Genomic DNA, 24,367 nt, shown 5'->3' on the forward strand with positions numbered 1-24,367 from the left:
CAAAACGATTTATTCAAGTGTTTTGAGCATCCAAATTTCACAGGCATGGCTATGTCCTGTGTTGCCTTTCGGTGCTGTTAAGTGTTCAAAGCCTAATTTCTCATACAATATAACCGCTTGTTGTAACTGTTGCGTGGTTTCTAAATAACAGGCTTTAAAACCTTGTTGTTGGGTAAAATCGAAAGCTAAGGCTAAAATTTGTCGAGCAAAACCTAAACCACGAACTTCGGGTCGAAAATACATTTTTTGAATTTCTAAAATTGTGTTGTCACCTTGCAGTGGCGATACGCCGCCACCGCCAAAAATTTCGCCATGTTCATTTTCAATGACCCAATATTGACTATTGGGTTGTGCATAAACCTTGTAAAGTTCATCTAAAATGGGATCTGCAACAGCAAAACCTGATTCGGCTGCTAAACCAAATTCTTTGGAAACGTCACGTATAATGTGAGCAAGTTGGGCATTGTCTTGGGGTTGAATTGGGCGCAGTGTATACATAACTTTATTAATGTAGAATCTAACAATAAGATTTTTATAACAAATAAATATCAGTTTGGGTGGTTTTTAAGATGTAAGTGATCAAATATTGAGTAAAACCAAGTCATAAAAAAACCTCCTTTTGACAAAGGAGGCATGGAAAAGGATCATGATCCTTGAACTTTATTTTAATTCACTTGAAGACTTACCGAGTTCACGACGTGCAATAATCAATTGTTGGATTTGCTGTGTACCCTCAAAAATATCTAGGATTTTAGAGTCACGTGCCCATTTTTCTAGCAACTCATCTTCGTTATAACCAACACTTGCTGCAAGTTCAACACATTTTAGCGTGATTTCGTTACCTACACGACCTGCTTTGGCTTTTGCAATAGAGGCTTCACGAGAGTTTGGCTTTTTATTGTCCGCCATCCATGCTGCTTTGAGCATCAATAAGCGTGCAGCTTCCCATTCTGCTTCCATCCGATAAATTTGTGCTGCAATATTAGAAGTTTGTAAATAGGGGGTGGCATAGTTGGCATCGAGTTGATCTTTAAAAATTTCTTTGATGCGTTCTAAGGACGCTTTGGCACAACCGACAGCCATAGCAGCAACCAATGGGCGCGTATTATCAAAAGTTTCCATCACGCCTGCAAAACCTTTGGCAACATCAATTTCAGCATTACCCAATAAGTTTGTAGCAGGAACACGACAATCAATAAAACTGATCGCAGCGGTGTCTGAGGCTTTGATACCCAATTTATGCTCAAGGCGCTCGACTTTCATGCCAGGTGTACCTTTAGGCACAACAAAAGATTTAATCGCAGCACGACCGAGCTTTTTGTCTAAAGTTGCCCAAACTACAACGGAATCAGCACGTTCACCCGAAGTGACAAAGATTTTCTCACCATTTAAGATATAATCATCGCCATCTTTGGTTGCTGTGGTGCGGATTGCAGCAGAGTCAGAACCACAGCCTGGTTCTGTAATCGCCATTGCTGCCCAAGTCCCCTTAAAGCGTTCAAGCTGCTCATCATTGGCAACTGCTGCAATGGCAGAGTTACCTAAACCTTGACGTGGCATAGACAATAATAAACCTGTATCGCCATAGCACATTTCAATAATGCCTAGTGCAGTGGACATATTGGTCCCATTTTTATTACTGTTGTCTTGGTCACCGCGTTTGTTGATGGCTGCACCTGCATTTAACCCATCACCGCCATCGTTCATGCCATCAAGCAATGATGCAAGCATGTCGAGTTCTTTCGGATAGGCATGTTCAGCTTTGTCGTATTTACGTGAAATAGGGCGTAATACATTTAATGCAGTTTCATGTGCTTGATCAATCAACATTTTAAATTTTTTAGGATTTTGTAAATTCATGATAATTTTCCTGAGTTATTGTTGATTAAGCATGTAAGCCAGAATGTAAAATTGCGGTAGCACGTAAGTCGCGATACCAACGTTCAACAGGGTGCTCTTTGGTAAAACCATGCCCACCTAAGATTTGTACGCCATTGGTGCCAATTTGCATGGACTTTTCAGCACATAAAAGACGTGCTAAATACGCTTCACGGTGAAAGGGTTTGCCAGCTTCAGCAAGGCTCGCAGCATTGAGAACCAACATACGCATTGCATCAATTTCAATCGCCATATCTGCGATCATAAATGCCACACTTTGACGGTGTGAAATGGGTTCACCAAAGGCAGTGCGTTCATTGGCATATTGGATGCAATAAGTTTTGACAGCTTCACAGGTGCCTACAGCCATTGCACACCACATCAGATTCCCTAAATCTAAAAATGCAGCGTAGTTAAAATCGTCATCGCCTAAGCGTAAAGCAGGGCTTTGATTAAATTTTAAAGTGACTGTTTCAGTGCCTTTTAGCCCCATAGCAGGACTTTTTTGATAACTGATGGACGTATCACGTTTGACGACAAAGACATCAGGCTTGCCATTAAGTTCTGCACTAACAATGAAAATTTCAGCAGATTCACCGAGTAAAACTAAAGTTTTTTCACCTGTAATGGTGAAATGTCCATTGCTCGACGTGGCTTTGGTTTTTAAACGGTAGGGATCAAAAGCAGGCGTCGCTTCTTGTACTGCAAATGTTGCGCGGAGTGCAGGATCTTCTGCAAAAGCAGGTAAATAAGTGGACTGAACTTGCGCAGAGCCCCAAAGGGTGATGGCATTGATTGTACTGAAAGTAGAAAGTAAGCCCGCAGCTAGTGAAAAATCACCTTTGGCTAAGTTTTCTGCAATTAACACATTACTTAAAATATTCTGTTCTGTCGCGACACCACCTAAAGCTTCAGGTAGAGCATAATAATTGATTCCTAGATCAAGACTATGTTGCCATAATTCCTCAGGAAATTTTTCATCGTGATCGGCTTGATGTGCAAGCGGGTAAAGGACTTCAGCAGCAAATTGTGACATGGCGTCAACAGTCATTTGCTGTTCTTCGGTCAGATTTAAGTCAAATAAATTTTTTGATTGAGCTGGTAAACGTTGTTTGCTTGCATCTTGATTGGACTTGAATTTTTTTTGTGAGGCAGAGAGCGTTTTAAAGCCAACTTTAGATCCCTGATAAAGTGATTTTTCAATAAATTTGCGAAGTTTTAATTGGTCTAATAATTCGCTTCCCGCAATTTTTGTAATGAGATTTAAACCTAAACCTTGAGCTTTATTTACCATATTGGTCATTTGAATACCTAGTTTTTAGTGGTGGTATGCAAACTATCCTGACATGTGGTTTTATAAAAAACTATGTCAAAGTTGACGAAGTGGTATTAAGTGGATAAATGGAAAATAGAGCAGATGTATTTTGTTTAAGTTATTGTAAAATATTATTAATTTAAAATTTTAAAAATCCAACAAAAGTTGGCTATTGACTAAAATGACAGATTTAAAATTCTATCATTTTAGTCAAGCTCGTATTTTAGATAAAAGGTGTGATCATCTTGCGTACATTGGTTTTGGCATCAATGACGGTCATAAAGGTATAAGCACCAATAAATTTACGGCTAATAAACATAAACTCTTTAGGCGGAACACTAAAATAACGAGATGCCATAGATTTAGATGCTTGTTGCATCACACGACTATGTAGTTGGCTTTTCTTCCAGTCATAGCGATTATGTTCATCCATGACACCTTTCGGTAAATCATGATTATTGATGGGTGAGCTAAATGCTTCAGTTGCCAATAAAAATACTTTCGCCATATCGGGTTTAATACCTGCAGGCATAGCATCAAAAAATTCATAACCAGTCATGGCATTGACCATGGCATTGCTGTCATGGTTATAACCTGCTTTAATGAGGTTACGCGCAACTTTTAGCAGTTGGGCATCAAACTGACGGATTGCACCGAAGTCCAATAAAATAATCTTGTCTTTGATGTCTTCGCCATTACCCAAGCGGACTAAATAGTTACCAAAATTTGGGTCGGTTTGCATTTCGCCCCATTCAAAAATTTCACGGACGGCGATTTCTAAAGAAGCTTCTCCAAGTGCGTTACGGCGTTCTTGCGGTAAAGACAGCATCACAGGGCTGTTAATCGGCACGCCACGCTCGAAGGTCATACAGAGCACACGGTCTGTACAGTATTGATCAATAATTTGTGGCACAGCATAGCGCACGTCATTTTTGAGGCGATCAGCAAAACGGCGTGTAGTCGCAGCTTCAACATCATAATCGACTTCACGATGCATCATTTCACGCACTTCATCAAACCATTGATCAAACTCACGAGTTTGTGGCACCATGCGTGTCAGTTTGAGCATATTTTTAAATAAACTCATATCTGAATCAATGGCTTCCGCTACACCAGGATATTGTATTTTTAATACTAACTCTAAACCGTCAGATTTTCGAGTTGCACGATGTACTTGTGCTAAAGATGCTGTTCCAATCGGTTCATGGTCAATGGTTAAATCATCAATTTTAGACCCCAACTGGCTGACCAGTTGTTCCTTGATAGCAGGCCAAGCGAGTGCAACAGTTTGATTATTTAATGTATTTAATGCTTGTGTAATTTCTTCTGGTAAAAAATGCTCGCCATATAACGCCATCATTTGACCGATTTTGACGATAGAACCTTTGAGCTTGCCAATTTCAGCGACAAGATAGTCGGCTTGTTCTTTCATGGCTTTTTTACGTTTTTTTTCTTTTTCTTCTTCACTTGAAAAGAGTGAACTTGCGCTTGAAGCAGCCCAACGAGATCCTGCTAACAAAGACGCTTTCGCAATAGATAAGCGTCTGTCCAAAGAGGATGTTTTTAACTGTTTAAGCTTATCATTCTGATCTGACATGAAGATTAAATCCTTTAAGTAGGCGATTGAGCATACAATAGTGTGTAGCATTTTACATGCTATCCACATATTAAAATAGTTTTACCTGACCAATATCGTATCTTTTCGATGCAAAAAATGACTTTGTATCTTGCTCAAAATAAACAGGATAAAAGCATCGCTAGGACATACGATATTGAATTTTCAATGTCTCATGCTGCATTAAACTGTTTTTATTTTCCTGAATATATTGTGAAATCATATTTTTAATGTCACCGTTGGTAAAGCCAAGCGCATAACCTTTGACAATAATAATACTCGGCAGACTAAAGAAAAAATATTTAACATCTTCAAGGGTTGGGGCTTGAAATACACCATGTTCGATCAGCATTTGCTGTAAAAATTGCTTTTCGATTTTTACTGTATCTGTTTCGGAATCCTCCCAATAACGGACACGCATTGCCATCAAATTGTTGTGCTTATAGCTCATTGAAATTTGCCCATAATCGATTACGTTTTATAAATGGAGTAAGGAGGACATAAAATCAAGGCAAATTTCATCTTTATTGTCATATAAATGCAAATAAAACCTGTTAAAACTAAAAGAAATGGAGAGATTTAAGTGCTATGAGTGAAATTAATTTGAAAATGATCAATGAAAAAATTGATGAATTTAAAAAAAACAATAAAACCCCAGAAAAATTAGAAATCGGCTATAAAACCTATGCGCGTTTGATTGGACAAGATAAATTTTTTGACCATGTCACTCAGTCACAAGATAGTTTGACTCGTTATTATAAAGGTATAAAAATTAAGTTGGTGGCAGAAAAGCATTTTTTTACCGTCAAATAACGACTTTAAAATAAAAACAACAGGATGAATATCTCCAAAGTGTAAGGTCTATATTTTACATTGCAATTTTTTCTCAGTCTTTTATTATTTTAGACCGTATTCATCGTTGAAATAATAATGATTTATTTGCGTACTTTTGGGGAAAAATATGAAATTAGCAGATTGGGGTTGCTGTTTGTTGGGTTTGGTGAGTACAAGTACTTTTGCGATGGGATATTCATCTGATTATATTTCATGTATGAACAGTGCACAGTCATCAACTGAGCAAGCAGCACTGTGTATGAAAGCTGAACTTAAACAACAAACCAAACGTTATGAATATTTTGCAGATATTCATGTGAAAGCTCTGGTCAAAGAAAAGCGTAAAGCTCAAGAAAAAATCAATGAAAAGTGGCTGACTTTACGTGATGAGCATTGTCTGATTAAAAATGTAAAATTATCAGTAGGACATGCCAGTAAATATTATTCTTGTGCTTTGAAAAAGACACAGGCACAAGCCGATTTATTGGAAAAACAGGCGTATAAATATCGTTGATTTTAGCTTGAAACTATTTAAAGCATTATAAATGTAAACAAAACAAGGTATCATTAGAGCGTTTTTATATACTGACCTTGGAGAGACCTTAAGTGGATCGACCGACTATTAGCGCTGAACATTTACAAGAAGCTGCTGACCACCTCGTAACCATTCGTGATTTTATTCGTTTTGGGGTGACAGCATTACGTCAATACGATGCACATTTAGGTCAGGGTACAGAAGATTATTTTGCAGAAAGTTCAGCATTGGTGTTACAAACCATGTCTTTGGACTGGAATGCAGACAATGAAATTTTAGATGCAAAATTATTACCGAGTGAAAAAGCGGAGTTTTTAAGTTTATTAGAACGCCGTATCAATGAAAAAGTACCGACATCTTATTTATTAAATTTATCTTATTTCTGCGGTAAACCATATTATGTTGATGAGCGTGTTCTGATTCCACGTTCACCGATTGCTGAGTTGATTGAAAATCGTTTTGCACCCTATTGTTTAGATGAAAATGGTCAAGCGCGTGAAGGTGTGAATAACCTTCCTGAAAACTCGAACCCTAAAACACCACAACGTATTTTAGATATGTGTACAGGTTCAGGTTGTATTGCTATTGCCTTAGCGTATGCGTATCCAGAAGCGGAAGTGGATGCAACGGATATTTCTAAAGAAGCGCTCGAAGTTGCTTCGATCAATGCAGAACATCATGATAAACAGTATCAAGTTGCTTTGCTTGAATCTGATTTATTTGAAAAAATTCCTGCTGAAAATCAATACGATTTGATTGTTTCGAATCCTCCGTATGTCGATGCAGAAGACATGGCAGATTTACCTGAAGAATTCCACCATGAGCCTGAACTTGCACTTGCAGCAGGGCAAGATGGTTTAGATTTAGTACGTAAAATGTTGGCGCAAGCTGCAGATTATTTAACGGAAAATGGCTTAATTGTCATTGAAGTGGGTAATTCTGAATGGGCGATGAAACAAAACTTCAATACCATTGATTTTTATTGGTTACAGTTCCAAAGAGGCGGTACAGGTATTTTTGCATTGACTGCTGAACAATGTCGTACTTTCCGTGATTTATTTATTCAGTCTATTCAAGCATAAGGAGTCATGCGCGTGGCAGGTAATAGTATAGGACAACTTTTCCGTGTAACGACTTGTGGTGAATCTCACGGTGTGGGCTTGATGGCAATTGTAGACGGTGTGCCACCGGGCTTGGAACTTTGTGCAGAAGACTTACAAAAAGATTTAGATCGTCGTAAACCAGGAACATCTAAGTTTGCGACTCAACGTAAAGAACCTGACGAAGTTGAAATCATTTCAGGGGTATTTGAAGGTAAAACGACAGGTACACCGATTGGCTTATTGATCCGCAATACAGACCAAAAATCGAAAGACTACGGTAATATCGCTCAGACTTTCCGTCCGGGACATGCAGATTATACTTATACGCAAAAGTATGGTTTCCGTGATTATCGTGGTGGTGGACGTTCGAGCGCACGTGAAACGGCAATGCGTGTTGCTGCGGGTGCGATCGCTAAGAAGTTTCTTGCTGAAAAGTTTGGGATCGTTGTGCGTGGTCATGTCACTCAGATTGGTACAGAAGTTGCTGAAAAACTGGATTGGAACGAAGTACCTAATAATCCATTTTTCTGTGGTGATGTAGATGCTTTGCCACGCTTTGAAGCTTTAGTGACGTCTTTGCGTGAACAAGGCACAAGCTGTGGAGCTAAACTTGAAATCTTGGCTGAAAATGTTCCTGTGGGTTGGGGTGAGCCTGTATTTGATCGTTTAGATGCAGATATTGCACATGCCATGATGGGAATCAACGCAGTTAAAGGCGTTGAAATTGGTGATGGTTTTGCGGTTGCAGGGCAGTTTGGTCATGAAACTCGTGATGAATTAACCACAGATGGTTTCCTTGCCAATCATGCAGGTGGGATTTTAGGTGGAATTTCTTCGGGTCAAACGATTCGTGTCGCAATTGCATTAAAACCAACCGCAAGTATTACGACGCCGGGTAAAACCATCAATATGGATCGTGAAGATACGGATGTATTGACCAAAGGTCGTCATGACCCTTGTGTGGGTGTACGTGCAACACCAATTGCTGAAGCAATGTTAGCGATTGTGTTAATGGATCATTTTATGCGTCATCGTGCACAAAATGCCGATGTCGTTGCGCCATTTGCACCGATTGAGCCGAAGTGATTTTGAGATATTGATTGACATAAAAAACCAGACAGAGCGTCTGGTTTTTTTATGGCTTCATTATTAAATTATTGAGCTGCTTCGCCTGTATAACCTTTTAAGAAAGTTAAATAAGCCGAAGATTTTTGACCATCCGCTTTTAAAATTGGACGATCAATTTCACCTTGATCTGTGACCAATTTTAGAGAAATTTCTTTACCATTACGGAAAGAGTTCAAGAAGCTAACAGGGACGATAATTGAATTTGATGAAACCTGTTCGGTATATTGTGTTGGATTAACCGTTGAATATTCATAAGGTTGACCATCAACTAAAAATACAAATTGCTTAATATCATATTTTGTCGGTTGATTGATCTCAGCTGTGATTTTAAAGCCATCACGTTTTTCATCAATCCAACGCATTGCGAGTTCAGGACAAACTTCTGCAGCTTCACAAATTAATGGTCCCTTTGTTACAACACGTTCAGGATACGAACCTGCACAACCTGTGAATAATGCAACTGTAGCAACCAAAGCCAATTGAAGTTTCATAAAATTACCCATCGTTATGTGATTGTTATTTCTCTGTGGAGAATATGTTAAATTTAACGTTTTAATTGCTAAAAGTGAACAATTGTTAGCAAGTTTACCGTTTTTAATTGTATTTCAACTAAAATTTATAAAAGTTGTAGCATCTCCTGACTGACTAATTCAGTGAGTTGCTGTAATTTTTCTTCAGCAGACCCTTGTATAAGGTATTGAAAACGATAAATTTGATTTAAATAGTAAATGGCAATATAAAATGTACCTACAGGTTTATAGGCAGACTCACTACCCCCATGTTTCAATAATCCGGTACAGCTCACCACAAGGTCGGCTTGATCAAAAAGTGTCTTTCCTTTGATTGCCATTTCGACAGTGACTTCGGCAGATTCAGCGGTGTGTTGTTCAATTAATTGAGGATCAATACCTAAAATTTTGATTTTAATCGATGGGTCATAGCTGACTAAGCCCCCAAGTAAAATATCTGCACCACTATTTTTATAAATCGAAAACTGAGCACTCAAATGCCCTGAACTGGCACTTTCAATAAATGCTATTTTTAGATTTTTACGTTCGAGTAAATCACAACATGGTTTTAAATACATAAAGTTTGCCTAATGGTATAAAAGTCAGCGCATCACATTCATATTTGTTCCCATTTCATTATGATCTTAGCGAAAATGTAGACAAGATGTAAGAGAAAAAATGAAATGATTTATAAGCTTAATACAATATTTTTGCTTTTAAAATTTTTGAGTGAACATCGAATCCTATGCTACAGGCAATAGGAAGTAACCAATAATTTTACGATAAGATCGATTTAAAGCGCTTAAATTTGCTTAAACATATCGTTCGAGGAAATAGTAAACGATCTTAAACAGAAATTACTTTATTGTTAGTCAAAAGCTGCTATAACTAAAAATAAAGGGTATGAAAATTAGGGAGCAACTGATGAAGACCACTGTAAAATATGTTGTTTTGAAAAGCAAAGATTATCAGCTAGGTACGCCATTATTTGAAGAAAATTTAGAGGCAGGCAGCCAATATTTTGATCAGATTCCAAATGTAATTCAATATCAAAATCATGACTTTAAAGTTAAATCGAAAGAGTTAACCCGTAAGCAAATTTTTGATGATTTTGAAGAGTCACAAACAATCTTGGTCAAGGTTATTGCGATCAATTAAGCACTGCATCTATTGACTATTTAGATTTAAGATTGACATATAAAGAAAGCCTACATATATGTAGGCTTTCTTTCTAAAGCATAGCGTTTATTCTTTCACGATGAGCACAGGAAGCGTGGTTTGATTTAAAACATCTTGAGCAAAACTACCTAAGAAAAATTTCTTGAAGCCTTTACGCCCATGTGAACCCATGACGATCAAATCAATATTTTTCTTTTCAGCCGTATCAATAATGGTTTCAGCAGTTACATAACCATGAACAACTTCAGTAGTGAGTGCAACACCTTCAGCAGCAGCGAATTGCTGGACTTGATCTAGTGCTTTCAACGCATTTTTATTGGCTTCTTCTAAATACTCTTTCATCATAGAGGCATTATAATAAAAGTCCGCACCTGAAAAAGGATCTTCTGCAACTAAGCAAATTGCTGTGAGTTGACTGTTAAATGCTTTTGCAAGAGAAATTGCTTGTTGTGCAGCAGCAAAAGAAATTTGAGAACCATCTACGGGAACTAAAATATGTTGATAAGTCATTTGATTTTCTCCGTGGTCATTATTTCTATATTCAAAATTAAAAATTGCAATATAGAGCATAAGTAACACATAAATTTATGAGCGCCAATCTTAGATTTACATTTTTAAAAAATAATCTACTTTTAATGTGAATCAGGTTTTAATTTTGCAAATAAAAGAGAATTGACTATTATTGCTTTACGATCAATACAGGTACGAAACTCTCACCTAGGACTTCTTGTGCCACGCTACCTAGAACAAACTTTTTTAAACCTTTACGACCATGTGAGCCCATCACAATAAGATCTGCGCCAATTTCATTTAAGACATTTAAAATGCCTGTGGCTGGTGAAACTTCGCGTACAATTTTAACGTTCACTTGGCTGACGCCGTGATGATTTAAATTGGTTTTAATTTCGTCCAATCGAGCTTGGGCATTTTTTTCAGCAGCTAAAACATATTCAGTAATAGATGGTGCAACTTGGTAGAAATCAACCCCAAACATTGGATCAACAGCCAATACACTCACTACTGTTATTTTAGCGTTGTTTTTTAAGGCAATTTCTTCAGCATGTTGTAATGCCGCATAAGAAATCGGGGATTCATCGACAGGGACAAGAATATGTTCATACGGCATAATGATTGACCTCTTAAAATATTCAAAAATATAATCATCATTAAATTTAATAAAAATTATTTACAGAACAAAGTTTATGTTCTTTATTTAGTTATAGCCTAAAAATGCAATAGATACACTATTATTTTGCGTCAAAACGATAATAAATTTAAAAATAGATTCTCTTGGGTAAATATTTGGTTTATATTGTTTTTATTTAAAACAACACTCTTGAATTTTGAGAAATAACCCGCATTTATGTAGAGAAAATGTGAGCGTTTTTCTCAGATAAAAATATTGATCATTTTGATTGTTAATTTGAATATAACAATATAGGGAAGTGTATTTATGTTTATTTGTTTGAAAAATAAAACTCGTTTTATCATTCTGATTTTGGCTACGGTTACGTCTACATATACGATCGCGCAAAGTACTTCGACCAATACACAAGAGCAAGATTTTAGTTACTCTAATCATGCCGATGAGCATTGTTATGTGCTAGGTAATAATGCACATAAAATCATGAGTCGTAGGCAGGATGGAGAGTCAGCAACAAACTTAGTCAATCAAATTCAAAAGCTGGATGTTAAATACAATAAAAATGAATTATTTGAGCTTGTAGACAAAGCTTATCGAATACCAATGAGCCAGCACATCATGCAGCAGATGGTTATGGTGAGTAACTTTATGTCAGATATAGAGCAAAAATGCATGCAAGATGAGTATGCAGCGAGATAATTTTTTAGATGGGTGATTGGATCTTTTAAGCAGTATGAATTTTAAATCATGCTTTGTTCGAGTCTAGAAAAAGGCTTAATGCTGTGCATTAAGCCTTTTAAATCTATGCCATTAAAAGTATTGCATATTGCTTGTTAAAATCTACGATTAAAAAGTCGGTGCAACATAAGTAAGAGTGCGACCTAATGCCCACAGTAAGAATAAAACCAATGGGATATGAAAAATCAGTTGAGTTACAGTAAAGCCAATCACATCTTTAGCTTTGAGTTTTAAAATCCCAAGCATAGGTAACATAAAGAATGGATTGATTAAATTGGGCAATGCTTCGGCTGCATTATAAATCTGTACTGACCAACCTAAATGGTACTTTAAATCATGTGCAGCTTGCATCACATAAGGTGCCTCGATGATCCACTTACCACCACCTGATGGAATAAAAAAGCCCAAAATAGCCGAGTAAACTCCCATGACAATGGCAAAAGTTTCTTGAGATGAAATCGAGACAAAAAATTCAGCAATATAATGTGAGAGTGATAAGTCTTGCGCATTCATGGCATGGGTCATGATAAAAGCAATACTGCCATAAAGTGGAAATTGGATCAGTACACCAGAAATTGCAGGGACTGCTTTAGACACAGCATTTAAAAAGTTACGTGGTGTGCCATGTAGTGCAATGCCTAACATTAAGAAGATAAAGTTATAGGTATTTAGACTGGAAATGGCGAGAATGGGATTGCTTTTAGAAAACTCATTCACCATCCAAATTGCGCCTAAGATCACGATCAGAATACTGAGAATAGGAGAGTTTTCTAACCAATCTCCCGGACGTTTATGGATTGCAGCAGTATCCTGTATTTCAGTATCTTCTTGATCAAGTTTGACATTAAACTGATCTATGGTTTTTACATGTTGCCCTTTAGGTGCAGAAAAATACGCGATTGCAATTGAAGCGATAATCAGCACTGCCGTCATAATGAGTGATTGTGGTAAAAAAATCGTTTCAGTAAAAGGAATGACGCCTGTGAGTTGATAGATGGATTCAGGTAAACTGGCTTTGTTGGCTTGTAGTTGAGCAGCAGATGAACTGATTCCCAATGCCCATGTTGCCCCCATACCGATAATTGCAGCGGCTGCGGCAGCACGGTAGTCCAAATTTAATTCTTTACGTTGCGCAAGCGCAATGACCAATAGCGCTGTGAGCACAGTACTCATTGCCCAGTTAATTAATGAAACCAATAAGCTAATGCTTGCCACAAGCACAATACCACCTGTGCCTGAACTTGGGATGAGTGCGAGCTTGTTAATGATAAATTTGATCGGTTTAGACACAGATACAACATAACCCACCACGATCAACATACACATTTGTAAGGTAAATGGAATCAAACTCCAAAAACCATCACCAAATGAAAGAGCAACTTGTGTTGCAGGTGCGCCGATAGCCATTGAGGCAATAGCCACGATAATCACCCCTAAAAGGGCAAAAATATAGGAGTCAGGAAACCATTTTTCAGACCAATCACTGACTTTAATTGCAAACCTTTGCAAAATATTTTGAGAATTACTCATGTGTATCATCCTTGAATTTTGTTTTACATATGCATGCCTGATGTACAATTAGTGGTATTGATTTAATAGATAAATATTTTTTATGTGAAAAATATTATAATAGGTAAAAATATAAGACATTGAAAGTCTTATATTTTTACAGGTGTTGATAGGCTTTTAGTTCCCCCATGTCTCATGGGCATTTCAGCGATCATACAGTAGTTATAAGATGCTCACACCTGTGACTTTTTGTACGTCATCCAATGTGACACCCTCGGCAAGTTCAACCAATTTAATCCCTTGTTCGGTGACATCAAAAACACCTAAATCAGAAATAATACGGTCAACCACGCCTTTTCCTGTTAATGGGAGCTCGCAGTTTTTTACGATTTTAGGTGAACCATCTTTGGCACAGTGCTCCATTAACACTACGACTTTTTGTACACCTGCAACCAAATCCATTGCACCGCCCATCCCTTTGACTTTTTTGCCGGGAATCATCCAATTGGCAAGGTCACCTGTTTCAGAAACTTCCATTGCCCCTAAAATGGCAATATTGACTTTGCCGCCACGAATCATGGCAAAAGATTGTGAACTTGCGAAAAATGAAGCACCTGAGCGTGCGGTGACTGTTTGTTTACCTGCATTAATCAGGTCTGCATCCACTGTTTCTTCTGTTGGAAACTCGCCAATGCCGAGTAAACCATTCTCAGATTGTAGCCAAACATCCATATTTTCAGGGATATAATTGGCAACAAGGGTCGGTAATCCGATGCCTAAATTGACATAAAAACCATTTTCAAGTTCTTGTGCAGCACGTTGTGCCATTTCATTACGTGTCCAAGCCATGACTTTATCCCTCTGATTTTAATGTCAATTGTTCAATGCGCTTTTCAGGCTGAGCATTGACAATAATACGATGCACATAAATTCCTGGCAGATGCACATGATCTGGATCTAGCTCACCGACTTCAACTAATTCTTCTACTTCAACCACGGTGATTTTTCCTGCGGTGGCGCAATCAGGATTAAAATTACGTGCGGTTTTACGGAAAATTAAATTCCCTGCTTTATCTGCTTTGTAGGCTTTCACTAAGGCAATATCTGCAGTGAGTGATTCTTCTAAAATGTGATCTTTGCCATTGAAATTACGGACTTCTTTGCCTTCGGCAACTAAAGTCCCGACACCTGCTTGGGTATAAAAAGCAGGAATACCTGCACCACCTGCACGTAGTTTTTCTGCTAGAGTGCCTTGTGGTGTCAGTTCAACTTCAAGTTCACCATTTAAAAACTGACGTTCAAACTCTTTGTTCTCACCGACATAAGAGGCGATCATTTTTTTGATCTGTTTGGTTTCTAACAATAAACCTAGACCAAAACCATCCACACCAGCGTTATTGGAAATACATGTCAGGTCTTTGACACCTGTTGCTTTTAATGCCGAGATTAAAGCTTCAGGCATACCGCAGAGACCAAAACCGCCAACGGCTAAAGTTTGCCCATCTTGGACAATATCTTGTAATGCATCCGTTGCATTTGCATAAACTTTATTGAGCATATTTCACCTTGTTATTACGATCTTATTCCATTAATTTTTCTTGCACTTATGTATGGTTTATATCACGAAGCGCATTGAGTTTGCCAATAGGCATTGGCGTAGTTTGAAGGATTTTGTCGGTTTAGAACTTGGCTGATATTTCGACTTGCTTGCATGAGTGCGTCTAAATTAATTCCTGTTTCGAAGCCCATTTTCGACAGTAAATAATATAGGTCTTCGGTTGACACATTGCCTGAAGCACCTTTGGCATAAGGACAACCTCCTAAGCCTGCAATGGATGAGTCAAAAACGCGGATGCCTTGCTCAAGCGATTGGTAAATATTGGCAATCGCCATGCCATAGGTATTATGGAAATGTCCTGCAAGTACTTTTGCATCTAACTCAGCAAGGCATGCCTCCCAGACTTTTTTAACACGATCAGGCGTTGCTGTGCCGATGGTTTCACCTAAAGAAACTTCATAACAACCCATGTCATACAATCGTTGGGTGACTTTTGCGACTTGCTTCGGGTCAATTGCACCTTCATAAGGACAATCGACGATACATGAGACATAGCCACGAACTTTGACGTTGTTGGCTTTGGCTGCGGCGAGAACATCAGCAAATTTTTCAAAGCTCTCATCGATTGAGCAGTTGATATTTTTACGGGTAAAACTTTCAGAGGCAGCGGTAAAGACCGCAACTTCTTGGCAACCGACTGCTAAAGCAGATTCAAAACCTTTAAGATTAGGCGTGAGTAAGCTAAAACCAATATTAGGATTTTTCGGCAAGTCGGCAAAGAGTTGGTCGCTATTTGCCATTTGCGGCACCCATTTTGCTGAGACACAAGAGCCGACTTCAATTGAAGTCAGTCCTGTTTGCATTAAGTCTAAAATTAAGGCTTTACGTTGTTCGAGTGTTAAAGGTGTTTTCTCGTTTTGCAGTCCGTCACGAGGACCGACTTCAACGATTTTCACGAAGTTGTCGTGCGCTAAAGTCATGCCACATTCTCCGTGAGTAATTCAAATTCAACCAATTCATCACCCGCTTTGACTTGATCACCCGCTTGGAAATAGGCTGCTGCAATCACGCCGTCTTGTGGCGCACGAATGGTATATTCGATTTTCATCGCTTCAAGTGTCAGTAAAATATCATTCTTTTTCACTTGATCTTTCGCTGAAACCAAGACTTTGGTAATCACCCCTGGCATCGGTGCTTTTAAATTACTTTCATTACTTGAACTGTCTTCATTGCTGATTTTTGGCTGAATATGTTCAAAAATGTAATTTTGTGCATTTGAAAATACCGTTAAAGCTTGTTCATTACGGTTAAACGCAATTTTTTGCTTTAGACCATTGAGGTCGATGTGCACTGTATTTTCATTGAGTAATTGACCCGAGATTTGTAGTTGTAAATCTTGATATTCAGCAATGAATTGATCAGCAACGGGGCGGAAATGGACGATAATTTCATGCCCAGCCAAATTAAATTTGACAGGGTAGCGGTTGGCTTGGTTCAAACGCCAAATGGATTGATTTTGCCAAACAGGATTATTTGCGGTTTTATTGGCTTTAAATCGGCTTAAAAGCTCGGTAAATGCTGCAGTGATGATTAAATTGGTATCCGCAGTGCGAATATTTTTAAATAAAAATTCATCTTCACGTTGAATCAGATTGGTGTCTAAGTCTGCATTTTTAAATGAATCGCAACGGATGATTCGGTCTAAAAATGCAATGTTATTGCCCAAACCTTCAACATGGAAATGCCCAAGTGCATGATGCATTTGGACTAAGGCTTCATCACGATTTTTACCCCATACGATCAGTTTAGAAATCATTGGATCATAATAAGTCGTGATTTCATCACCTTGCACAATGCCACTATCAACACGAACATGTTCATTTTGCGTAGGATAATGTAAGTAGCGAATTTTCCCAATCGCAGGTAAGTAACCTTTTTCAGGTTCTTCGGCATAGATTCGTGCTTCGATGGCATGACCGTTGATGCTGAGTTCATGTTGTAATTTGGGTAATGGTTCACCACTTGCAACACGCAGCTGCCATTCAACCAAGTCTTGCCCTGTGATCATTTCAGTCACAGGATGTTCAACTTGAAGACGGGTATTCATTTCCATGAAGTACGCTGTACCATCTTGTTCAACGATGAATTCAACTGTTCCAGCACCGACATAATTCACCGCACTTGCTGCATCAATTGCCGCTTTACGCATGGCTTCCAATTTTTCTTCAGCAATTTTTGGGGCAGGGGCTTCTTCAAGCACTTTTTGGTGACGACGTTGTACTGAACAATCACGTTCAAATAAATGCACATAGTTGCCGTGTGAGTCGCCAAAGACTTGCACTTCGACGTGACGTGGATTCACCACGTAACGTTCAACTAAAACTTCATCATTACCAAAGCTTGATTTTGCTTCATTTTTACATGAAGACAACGCATCTAAAAAGTCTGTTTCACGTTCAACTAGACGCATGCCTTTACCGCCACCACCAGCGCTGGCTTTGATTAAAACAGGGTAGCCAATACCATCGGCTTGTTGTTTTAAAAATGCTGCATCTTGGTTGCTGCCATGATAGCCCGGTGTTAAAGGCACACCTGCTTTTTCCATCAAGGCTTTTGAAGTCGCTTTAAGCCCCATTGCCAAAATTGCAGCAACAGGAGGTCCAATAAATACAATATTATTTTTTTCACAAGCAAGGGCAAATTGATCATTTTCAGACAAGAAACCATAACCGGGATGGATCGCTTGCGCACCTGTATCTAAAGCCGCTTGAATGATCCGATCTGCTTGTAAATAACTCTGTGAAGCAGGGGATTCACCAATATAAACCGCTTCATCTGCTTGTTTGACATGCTGTGAGTTAGCATCTGCATCTGAATATACTGCTACCGTTGCAATGCCTAATTTTTTTGCAGTACGAATGACACGGCAAGCAATTTCGCCACGATTGGCAATTAAAATCTTTTCAAACATGGTGTTGTCCTTATTCTGTACTGTTTGTATTCCATTCAGGGCTTTGTTTATTTAAAAACGCCTGTAATCCATTTTTTGCTTCAGCACCCTGACGTACATGTGCGATATGCTGAGCAGTTTGAATGAGTAAATCCTCGGTTAAACTTTCTTGGCTAACCATGTGAATCAGTTGCTTTGAAGCGGCTTGTGCTTGTGGTCCACCCAACAATAACGTGCTCACAATTTCATTTACTTTTTCATCTAAAGTTTCAGGTGTGGTCACTTCATGCACTAAACCAATCGCTTTGCCTTGTTCTGCCGAAATACGCTCAGCAGTGAGGAAATAACGTGATGCTTGACGTGCGCCAATGGCACGGATCACATAAGGGCTAATGGTTGAAGGGGCTAGACCCAAGCGTACTTCCGAGGTTGCAAATTTTGCATCAGTGCTGGCGATACAAATATCACAGGCAGAAGCTAATCCCATCCCTCCACCAAACGCGACACCATGCACACGCGCAATGGTCGGTTGTTTTAACGTCGCTAAACTTTGCAGCATTTTTGCCAGTTTTAAAGCATCAGCTTCATTGTCTGCTTGTGAGGCTTCACCTGCTTGTTTCATCCAATTCAGGTCAGCACCCGCAGAAAAGCTTTTGCCACGACCTGCTAAAACCACCACGCGAATGTCATCACGTGTATTGAGATGCTGAAAACATTGGTTTAATTCTTCAATGACTTGGGTATTAAAGGCATTATGCAATTCGGCACGATTGATCCAAACCGTTGCGACTTGCTGCTGTTGTTCGAGTTGTAAATACTGAAAATCCATTTTGCACTCCTTACATACGGAACACGCCGAACTTGGTTGGTAAAATCGGTGCATTGAGTGCAGCCGCTAAACTTAAACCTAAAACATGACGAGATTGAGCAGGGTCAACCACACCGTCATCCCATAAGCGTGCAGACGCATAATATGGATGACCTTGATGCTCGTATTGATCACGAATCGGTTGTTTAAATTGATCTTCTTGTTCAGCACTCCAGCTTTCACCTTTAGATTCAATTTGGTCACGTTTTAAAGTGGAGAGCACACTTGCAGCTTGTTCGCCACCCATCACCGAAATACGCGAGTTTGGCCAAGTCCAGAGGAAACGAGGCGAGTAGGCACGACCACACATGCCATAATTCCCTGCACCAAATGAACCCCCGATTACCATGGTGATTTTCGGTACATTTGCAGTTGCTACAGCCATAACTAGTTTTGCACCATGTTTGGCAATGCCTTCATTTTCATACTGGCGACCTACCATGAAGCCTGTAATATTTTGCAGGAATAACAAAGGAATATTGCGCTGTGTACACAGTTCAATAAAGTGAGCGCCTTTTTGTGCAGACTCTGAAAATAGAATCCCGTTGTTGGCAATGATGCCGACTTTCATGCCATAAATTGAAGCAAAACCTGTGACGAGTGTTGTGCCAAAACGTGCTTTAAACTCGTCTAAACGTGAACCATCCACAATACGAGCAATGACTTCACGAATATCAAAAGGTTTACGGGTATCCGTTGGAATGATGCCGTAGAGTTCTTCTGCTGCATAAAGCGGTTCTTCGATTTCAATATTATTTTGATTTGGCGTTTTATTTAAATTTTTAACGATATTGCGTGCAATTAAGATCGCGTGTTCATCATTTTCAGCCAAATGATCGGCAACACCTGAAAGACGTGTATGTACATCACCGCCACCGAGGTCTTCTGAAGTCACGACTTCTCCCGTCGCTGCTTTGACTAGTGGTGGACCACCCAAGAAAATCGTCCCTTGGTTACGCACAATAATGGTTTCATCTGACATGGCAGGCACATAAGCACCACCTGCGGTACAACTGCCCATCACAATCGCAATTTGAGCGATGCCCATACTCGACATACGCGCTTGATTGTAGAAGATACGTCCAAAGTGGTCGCGGTCAGGGAAAACTTCATCTTGCATCGGCAGGAATGCACCACCTGAATCCACCATATAAATACACGGTAAATGGTTTTGTTCAGCAATTTCTTGTGCACGTAAATGCTTTTTCACTGTGAGTGGATAATAGGTTCCACCTTTCACCGTTGCATCATTTGCCACGATCATACAGCTTACGCCTTGGACTTGCCCGATACCTGCCACGACACCTGCAGCAGGGACATCATCAGCGTAGACATTAAAACCAGCAATTTGACCGATTTCTAAAAAAGCTGTACCTGCATCAATCAGTTGATCAATACGATCACGTGCCAAGAGTTTGCCTCGTGCAATATGTTTTTCGCGGGCTTTTTCACCACCACCCAAAGCAATGGTTGCGAATTTTTGCTTAAGATCATCGACCAGTTGCTGCATCGCCGCTTGATTGGCTTTAAAATCTTCGCTTCGAATATTAATTTTGCTTTGTATTTGATTCATCAGGAACGTCCTTGTCTTTTTATATTCGACTATTGGTTCAGCAGAGCTGTTGTTGAAATGATCTTGAAATTGATTTCAATGCCAAGATCATTTGAAAATTAAGTTCAATTATTTGGTTTCATTGAATAATTCACGACCAATCAACATCCGGCGAATTTCTGATGTACCCGCGCCGATTTCATAGAGTTTTGCATCACGCCATAGACGACCTGTGTCATATTCATTGATATAACCATTGCCACCTAAAGTTTGAATTGCTTCACCTGCCATCCATGTCGCTTTTTCAGCAGAATATAAAATTGCACTTGCCGCATCTTTACGTAAACCACGATCATGATCCGCTTTGTCACATGCAGCACCGACGGCATAAACCAACGCTTTAGACGCTAACCATGTTGAATACATATCGGCAATTTTGCCTTGCATGAGTTGGAACTCACCTAAAGCTTGTCCAAATTGTTTACGGTCATGAATGTAAGGAATGACGACATCTAAACAAGCATCCATAATGCCAAGAGGTCCACCACTGAGAACAGCGCGTTCGTAGTCCAAGCCACTCATCAGGACTTTCGTGCCATTACCAACACCACCTAGAACATTCTCTTTTGGTACTTTGACATTATCAAAGAATAGCGGGTAGGTGTTTGAGCCACGCATACCGAGTTTGTCGAGGTGTGAACCATGACTAAAGCCTTCCATATTTTTTTCAACAAGGAACGCGGTCATGCCTTTTGCACCTGCGGCAAGATCGGTTTTAGCATACACCACTAAAACATCAGCATCGCCACCATTGGTGATCCACATTTTCGAGCCATTTAAGATAAAATGATCCCCAGCATCTTCGGCTTTGAGTTTCATACTGACCACGTCAGAACCTGCATTCGGTTCAGACATTGCAAGTGCGCCTACATATTCACCTGAAATCAATTTTGGCAAATAGCGTTGTTTTTGATCTGCATTGCCATTACGGTTAATTTGATTCACACATAGGTTAGAATGTGCACCATAAGACAAGCCGATAGCCGCTGAAGCGCGAGAAATTTCTTGCATAACCAAAATATGTGCAAGATAACCTAAGTTCGTACCCCCATATTCTTCGCTTACGGTTAAACCCAGAAGTCCCATATCACCAAATTTTTTCCAAAGGTGATGGGGGAATAAGTTATCTTGATCGACTTGTTTAGCAAGCGGTGCAACTTCCTTTGCACAGAAAGCAGCCACTGAATCACGGAGTGCAATTAATGTTTCATCCAATCCAAAATCAATACTGTGTAGGTTCATCGTCCTGTCATCCTAACGGTTTTAGTTGTTGTGCCAAAAAACACTTTTTCTTGTTGCTAAATTTACAATACATGTTTTTTTTGAAAAAGTGAATATAAATTCAAAAATTGATTTACAATTCATTTTAATTGGTTGAGAATACAAAATATGAGCTATAAACGATCATCTTTAATGCAAGAGCGAATGGAACAAAATCGCAAAACGATTTTGCAGTCTGCACGTGAATTAATTGCTGAAGGTGGATTTAAAGATGCACAGATACAAGCGATTGCTGACCGAGCAGGCGTATCAAGCGGCTTGGTCTATCGTTATTTTGCCAATAAAAGCCAAGTGCTGATAGAGGTGTTAGATGATGCAATCCATGTTGAAGTTGATATTTTGAATCATATTGCGGCAGGTGAGCTCACTGCGACGCAAAAGTTACATAAAGCAGTTACGACTTTTGTTAGGCGTGCAATGAATAGTCCACAACTGGCATATTCACTGATGTTTGAACCTGTCGACCCAGAGTTAGAGCATGGTCGTTTTCGTAGTAAACAATTGATCAAACAAAGCATGAAGGAAATTTTGGCTCAAGGAAAAACCACAGGTGAATTCGGTTTTGAAGATTTAAATACAGCTGCACTTTGTGTAGTGGGTGCAATGACATTTGTGGTGATTGAACCTTTAAATCCTTCAAGAAATGTGATGTTTGATGAGTCCTATAAAGATTATTTTGTGAAACAGATTGCCGATTTTTGTGTAAATGCGATGCAAAGCAAGGAGGATTAATATTTATTTAACGTTTTAAATACACATAAAATCTGTTTCGACAAGTGATCAAGGAAAACAATTAGATTAGAGATTAGAAAAGCAAAATCACAAAGAATCAAGGAGTATGATTCAATGTCGCAAGTACGGTTAAGTTACGCATATGGAACAAGTCAACAACCTTTAGTAGGGATGACGATTGGTGAAAAATTTGATGAAGCATGTCAGATGTATGCTGATCAGGATGCGGTGATCAGTCTTCATCAAAATATCAGGCTCAGTTATCAAGAGCTGCAAGATCAAGTCAATGCCTTTGCCTGTAGTTTATTGCGTTTAGGGCTTCAAAAAGGTGATCGCCTTGCGATTTGGTCTCCCAACTGTGTGGAATGGACGATTGCCCAGTTTGCTGCTTTTAAAGCAGGCATTATTTTGGTCAATCTTAATCCTGCTTATAAAAAAAATGAGTTGGAATACGTACTGAATAAAGTTTCATGTAAAGGGTTGATCATTGCTTCAGTTTTTAAAAGCTCTGATTATCAGCAAGTACTGACTCAAATTGCCCCTGAAATTCAGACTGCACAGGATAAAGTTTTAAATGCTGAGAAAGTTCCTCATTTAAAATATGTGATCAAAATAGATGAGCAACAGCATGAAGGTATTCATCGTTTCTCAGACTTGCTAAGCCAACCTAGCCAACAAGAACTAAAGCAATTACAGGCAATTGCACAAGACCTACAATTTGATGAAACCATTAATATTCAGTTTACTTCGGGTACAACAGGGAATCCCAAAGGGACCATGTTAACCCACAATAATATTTTAAATAATGGTTATTTTGTGGGAGAAGGCATTCATTTAACACCACAAGATCGTGTCTGTATTTCTGTGCCACTGTTTCATTGTTTTGGTATGGTGATGGGTAATCTTGCCTGTATCACGCATGGTTCAACCATGGTGTATCCATCCGCCGTGTTTAATTCGTTGGCAAGCTTAAAAGCCATTGAACAAGAAAAATGTACAGCAGCTTATGGTGTACCGACCATGTTTATTGCCATGCTCGAAGAAGAAACATTTGATCAGTTTGATTTAAGTAGTTTACGTACAGGCATTATGGCCGGTAGTCCATGTCCACGTGAGATCATGCAACGTGTGATTGATCGTATGCATATGAGTGAAATTACCATTTGTTATGGTATGACTGAAACTGCACCTGTCAGTATGCAGACTTCAACCACAGACCCGATTGAATGCCGTGTGGGCACAGTAGGGCGGGTGAAACCTCATCTTGAAGTGAAGATCATCGATGAGCAAGGAAAAATTGTACCTCGTGGCAAACTCGGTGAATTGTGTGTACGTGGTTATTCAGTGATGTTGGGGTATTGGGAAGATGAAGAAAAAACCAAAGAAGTGATTGATGTTGCGAAGTGGATGCATACGGGTGATATTGCTGAAATGGATGAAGAAGGTTTTGTTAAAATTAAAGGGCGCATTAAAGATGTGGTGATTCGTGGCGGAGAAAACTTGTTCCCGAAAGAAATCGAAGACTTCTTATATACCCATCCTGATGTATCTGATGTGCAAGTGATTGGTTTACCTGATCCACGTTATGGTGAGGAGTTATGTGCGTGTATTATTTTACATGATCATCATCAGGTGACAGAAGAATGCATTCGTCAGTATTGTAAGGAGCATATTTCACATAATAAAGTGCCGAAATATGTGCGATTCTTTACTGAGTTTCCGATGACTGCTTCAGGAAAAGCGCAAAAATTTAAACTTCAAGAATTTATGCGTAATGAATTAAATTTAAAAGAAATCGCTTAAACTTTAAGTGATCCAAAGTCGCACTAAGTTCTATTGCAAGTGATATTGTTTGGGCTTGGTGCGTTTCATTTATTTG

Annotated in this window: 25 protein-coding genes; 8 read left to right on the plus strand and 17 right to left on the minus strand. The window is 39.0% G+C overall.

The genetic code is table 11. The features are described from left to right. Positions 1–9: 9 nt before the first annotated feature. From G0028_RS08520 to G0028_RS08540, 5 genes are all read right to left on the minus strand, one after another. Positions 10–498 (minus strand): GNAT family N-acetyltransferase, encoded by a 489-nt coding sequence (locus tag G0028_RS08520; RefSeq protein WP_180045420.1) that lies wholly within the window; start codon positions 496–498, stop codon positions 10–12. Between the two features lie 162 nt (positions 499–660). Further along, on the minus strand, positions 661–1,860 hold the full coding sequence (locus tag G0028_RS08525; RefSeq protein ID WP_180045421.1) for an acyl-CoA dehydrogenase family protein: 1,200 nt from the start codon (positions 1,858–1,860) through the stop codon (positions 661–663). Between the two features lie 25 nt (positions 1,861–1,885). Then, positions 1,886–3,172 carry an acyl-CoA dehydrogenase family protein gene (locus tag G0028_RS08530; protein ID WP_180045448.1) on the minus strand — a complete coding sequence of 429 codons (1,287 nt, stop codon included), beginning with the start codon at positions 3,170–3,172 and terminating at the stop codon, positions 1,886–1,888. Between the two features lie 244 nt (positions 3,173–3,416). Beyond that, entirely contained in the window at positions 3,417–4,790 is a 1,374-nt protein-coding gene (locus G0028_RS08535; RefSeq protein ID WP_180045422.1) for an ABC1 kinase family protein, read from the minus strand. A 160-nt stretch (positions 4,791–4,950) separates the two neighbouring features. Continuing rightward, positions 4,951–5,259, minus strand: a complete 309-nt coding sequence (locus G0028_RS08540; protein WP_180045423.1) for a hypothetical protein — start codon at positions 5,257–5,259, stop codon at positions 4,951–4,953. Between the two features lie 137 nt (positions 5,260–5,396). On the opposite strand from G0028_RS08540, the gene G0028_RS08545 reads away from it, so the two are divergent. The 4 genes from G0028_RS08545 (at position 5,397) to aroC (ending at position 8,366) form a co-directional block, all read left to right on the plus strand. Continuing rightward, entirely contained in the window at positions 5,397–5,621 is a 225-nt protein-coding gene (locus G0028_RS08545) for a hypothetical protein (RefSeq protein ID WP_130073725.1), read from the plus strand. A gap of 148 nt (positions 5,622–5,769) precedes the next feature. After that, positions 5,770–6,156 (plus strand): hypothetical protein, encoded by a 387-nt coding sequence (locus tag G0028_RS08550; protein WP_174492806.1) that lies wholly within the window; start codon positions 5,770–5,772, stop codon positions 6,154–6,156. A gap of 92 nt (positions 6,157–6,248) precedes the next feature. Then, positions 6,249–7,259, plus strand: coding sequence for a 50S ribosomal protein L3 N(5)-glutamine methyltransferase (gene prmB / locus G0028_RS08555; RefSeq protein WP_130073723.1), 1,011 nt, complete (start codon positions 6,249–6,251; stop codon positions 7,257–7,259). Between the two features lie 12 nt (positions 7,260–7,271). After that, the gene (gene aroC, locus G0028_RS08560) at positions 7,272–8,366 is read left to right on the plus strand and encodes a chorismate synthase (protein ID WP_180045424.1); all 1,095 of its coding nucleotides are present in this window, start codon (positions 7,272–7,274) and stop codon (positions 8,364–8,366) included. Positions 8,367–8,434: 68 nt separating this feature from the next. Here the strand turns inward: aroC and G0028_RS08565 are convergent, their stop codons facing one another. Together G0028_RS08565 and G0028_RS08570 are read right to left on the minus strand one after the other, a co-directional pair. Continuing rightward, positions 8,435–8,899, minus strand: a complete 465-nt coding sequence (locus G0028_RS08565; RefSeq protein ID WP_174492803.1) for a hypothetical protein — start codon at positions 8,897–8,899, stop codon at positions 8,435–8,437. 125 nt (positions 8,900–9,024) lie between these two features. Continuing rightward, positions 9,025–9,495: a CinA family protein gene (locus G0028_RS08570; protein ID WP_180045425.1), complete on the minus strand. Its 471-nt coding sequence runs from the start codon at positions 9,493–9,495 to the stop codon at positions 9,025–9,027. A 346-nt stretch (positions 9,496–9,841) separates the two neighbouring features. On the opposite strand from G0028_RS08570, the gene G0028_RS08575 reads away from it, so the two are divergent. Then, positions 9,842–10,075: a hypothetical protein gene (locus tag G0028_RS08575; protein WP_130073719.1), complete on the plus strand. Its 234-nt coding sequence runs from the start codon at positions 9,842–9,844 to the stop codon at positions 10,073–10,075. A gap of 87 nt (positions 10,076–10,162) precedes the next feature. Here the strand turns inward: G0028_RS08575 and G0028_RS08580 are convergent, their stop codons facing one another. Together G0028_RS08580 and G0028_RS08585 are read right to left on the minus strand one after the other, a co-directional pair. Then, a complete protein-coding gene (locus tag G0028_RS08580; RefSeq protein ID WP_130073718.1) occupies positions 10,163–10,606 on the minus strand; it encodes a universal stress protein in 444 nt (147 codons plus the stop codon). Positions 10,607–10,775: 169 nt separating this feature from the next. After that, positions 10,776–11,222, minus strand: a complete 447-nt coding sequence (locus G0028_RS08585) for a universal stress protein (RefSeq protein ID WP_130073717.1) — start codon at positions 11,220–11,222, stop codon at positions 10,776–10,778. Between the two features lie 327 nt (positions 11,223–11,549). On the opposite strand from G0028_RS08585, the gene G0028_RS21050 reads away from it, so the two are divergent. Then, a complete protein-coding gene (locus G0028_RS21050; protein ID WP_227554792.1) occupies positions 11,550–11,939 on the plus strand; it encodes a hypothetical protein in 390 nt (129 codons plus the stop codon). Positions 11,940–12,086: 147 nt separating this feature from the next. On the opposite strand, the gene G0028_RS08595 is transcribed toward G0028_RS21050, so the two are convergent. The 8 genes from G0028_RS08595 to G0028_RS08630 all read right to left on the minus strand — a co-directional run bounded on the left by G0028_RS08595 (position 12,087) and on the right by G0028_RS08630 (position 21,717). Further along, the gene (locus tag G0028_RS08595) at positions 12,087–13,508 is read right to left on the minus strand and encodes a short-chain fatty acid transporter (RefSeq protein WP_180045426.1); all 1,422 of its coding nucleotides are present in this window, start codon (positions 13,506–13,508) and stop codon (positions 12,087–12,089) included. 201 nt (positions 13,509–13,709) lie between these two features. Further along, a complete protein-coding gene (locus G0028_RS08600; RefSeq protein WP_130073715.1) occupies positions 13,710–14,336 on the minus strand; it encodes a CoA transferase subunit B in 627 nt (208 codons plus the stop codon). Between the two features lie 4 nt (positions 14,337–14,340). Then, positions 14,341–15,045, minus strand: coding sequence for a CoA transferase subunit A (locus G0028_RS08605; RefSeq protein WP_130073714.1), 705 nt, complete (start codon positions 15,043–15,045; stop codon positions 14,341–14,343). A 62-nt stretch (positions 15,046–15,107) separates the two neighbouring features. Then, positions 15,108–16,025 carry a hydroxymethylglutaryl-CoA lyase gene (locus G0028_RS08610; protein ID WP_180045427.1) on the minus strand — a complete coding sequence of 306 codons (918 nt, stop codon included), beginning with the start codon at positions 16,023–16,025 and terminating at the stop codon, positions 15,108–15,110. Continuing rightward, a complete protein-coding gene (locus tag G0028_RS08615; RefSeq protein ID WP_180045428.1) occupies positions 16,022–18,016 on the minus strand; it encodes an acetyl/propionyl/methylcrotonyl-CoA carboxylase subunit alpha in 1,995 nt (664 codons plus the stop codon). Before G0028_RS08615 ends, G0028_RS08610 begins: the two co-directional genes overlap by 4 nt. A 10-nt stretch (positions 18,017–18,026) precedes the next feature. Further along, a complete protein-coding gene (locus tag G0028_RS08620; protein WP_180045429.1) occupies positions 18,027–18,824 on the minus strand; it encodes an enoyl-CoA hydratase/isomerase family protein in 798 nt (265 codons plus the stop codon). A 10-nt stretch (positions 18,825–18,834) separates the two neighbouring features. Further along, entirely contained in the window at positions 18,835–20,436 is a 1,602-nt protein-coding gene (locus G0028_RS08625) for a carboxyl transferase domain-containing protein (RefSeq protein ID WP_180045430.1), read from the minus strand. A 108-nt stretch (positions 20,437–20,544) separates the two neighbouring features. Next, entirely contained in the window at positions 20,545–21,717 is a 1,173-nt protein-coding gene (locus G0028_RS08630) for an isovaleryl-CoA dehydrogenase (RefSeq protein WP_130073709.1), read from the minus strand. Between the two features lie 147 nt (positions 21,718–21,864). Between G0028_RS08630 and G0028_RS08635 the strand changes: the two genes are divergently transcribed. Next, positions 21,865–22,488 (plus strand): TetR/AcrR family transcriptional regulator, encoded by a 624-nt coding sequence (locus tag G0028_RS08635; protein WP_180045431.1) that lies wholly within the window; start codon positions 21,865–21,867, stop codon positions 22,486–22,488. A gap of 114 nt (positions 22,489–22,602) precedes the next feature. After that, entirely contained in the window at positions 22,603–24,291 is a 1,689-nt protein-coding gene (locus G0028_RS08640) for an AMP-binding protein (RefSeq protein ID WP_130073707.1), read from the plus strand. The last annotated feature ends 76 nt before the right edge of the window (positions 24,292–24,367 follow it).

Source organism: Acinetobacter piscicola (genome assembly GCF_015218165.1).
GTDB lineage: Bacteria > Pseudomonadota > Gammaproteobacteria > Pseudomonadales > Moraxellaceae > Acinetobacter > Acinetobacter piscicola_A.

Excerpts from the sequence above, each read along its gene's own strand:
- G0028_RS08620 (WP_180045429.1), bottom strand. The coding sequence starts at position 18,824 with ATGGATTTTCAGTATTTACAACTCGAACAACAGCAGCAAGTCGCAACG.
- G0028_RS08640 (WP_130073707.1), top strand. The coding sequence starts at position 22,603 with ATGTCGCAAGTACGGTTAAGTTACGCATATGGAACAAGTCAACAACCT.
- G0028_RS08625 (WP_180045430.1), bottom strand. The coding sequence starts at position 20,436 with ATGAATCAAATACAAAGCAAAATTAATATTCGAAGCGAAGATTTTAAA.
- G0028_RS08600 (WP_130073715.1), bottom strand. The coding sequence starts at position 14,336 with ATGGCTTGGACACGTAATGAAATGGCACAACGTGCTGCACAAGAACTT.
- G0028_RS08585 (WP_130073717.1), bottom strand. The coding sequence starts at position 11,222 with ATGCCGTATGAACATATTCTTGTCCCTGTCGATGAATCCCCGATTTCT.
- G0028_RS08545 (WP_130073725.1), top strand. The coding sequence starts at position 5,397 with ATGAGTGAAATTAATTTGAAAATGATCAATGAAAAAATTGATGAATTT.
- G0028_RS21050 (WP_227554792.1), top strand. The coding sequence starts at position 11,550 with ATGTTTATTTGTTTGAAAAATAAAACTCGTTTTATCATTCTGATTTTG.
- G0028_RS08575 (WP_130073719.1), top strand. The coding sequence starts at position 9,842 with ATGAAGACCACTGTAAAATATGTTGTTTTGAAAAGCAAAGATTATCAG.
- G0028_RS08520 (WP_180045420.1), bottom strand. The coding sequence starts at position 498 with ATGTATACACTGCGCCCAATTCAACCCCAAGACAATGCCCAACTTGCT.
- G0028_RS08605 (WP_130073714.1), bottom strand. The coding sequence starts at position 15,045 with ATGCTCAATAAAGTTTATGCAAATGCAACGGATGCATTACAAGATATT.
- G0028_RS08630 (WP_130073709.1), bottom strand. The coding sequence starts at position 21,717 with ATGAACCTACACAGTATTGATTTTGGATTGGATGAAACATTAATTGCA.
- G0028_RS08635 (WP_180045431.1), top strand. The coding sequence starts at position 21,865 with ATGAGCTATAAACGATCATCTTTAATGCAAGAGCGAATGGAACAAAAT.
- G0028_RS08595 (WP_180045426.1), bottom strand. The coding sequence starts at position 13,508 with ATGAGTAATTCTCAAAATATTTTGCAAAGGTTTGCAATTAAAGTCAGT.
- G0028_RS08525 (WP_180045421.1), bottom strand. The coding sequence starts at position 1,860 with ATGAATTTACAAAATCCTAAAAAATTTAAAATGTTGATTGATCAAGCA.
- G0028_RS08540 (WP_180045423.1), bottom strand. The coding sequence starts at position 5,259 with ATGAGCTATAAGCACAACAATTTGATGGCAATGCGTGTCCGTTATTGG.
- G0028_RS08610 (WP_180045427.1), bottom strand. The coding sequence starts at position 16,025 with ATGACTTTAGCGCACGACAACTTCGTGAAAATCGTTGAAGTCGGTCCT.
- G0028_RS08570 (WP_180045425.1), bottom strand. The coding sequence starts at position 9,495 with ATGTATTTAAAACCATGTTGTGATTTACTCGAACGTAAAAATCTAAAA.
- G0028_RS08615 (WP_180045428.1), bottom strand. The coding sequence starts at position 18,016 with ATGTTTGAAAAGATTTTAATTGCCAATCGTGGCGAAATTGCTTGCCGT.
- G0028_RS08565 (WP_174492803.1), bottom strand. The coding sequence starts at position 8,899 with ATGAAACTTCAATTGGCTTTGGTTGCTACAGTTGCATTATTCACAGGT.
- G0028_RS08535 (WP_180045422.1), bottom strand. The coding sequence starts at position 4,790 with ATGTCAGATCAGAATGATAAGCTTAAACAGTTAAAAACATCCTCTTTG.
- G0028_RS08550 (WP_174492806.1), top strand. The coding sequence starts at position 5,770 with ATGAAATTAGCAGATTGGGGTTGCTGTTTGTTGGGTTTGGTGAGTACA.
- G0028_RS08580 (WP_130073718.1), bottom strand. The coding sequence starts at position 10,606 with ATGACTTATCAACATATTTTAGTTCCCGTAGATGGTTCTCAAATTTCT.
- G0028_RS08530 (WP_180045448.1), bottom strand. The coding sequence starts at position 3,172 with ATGGTAAATAAAGCTCAAGGTTTAGGTTTAAATCTCATTACAAAAATT.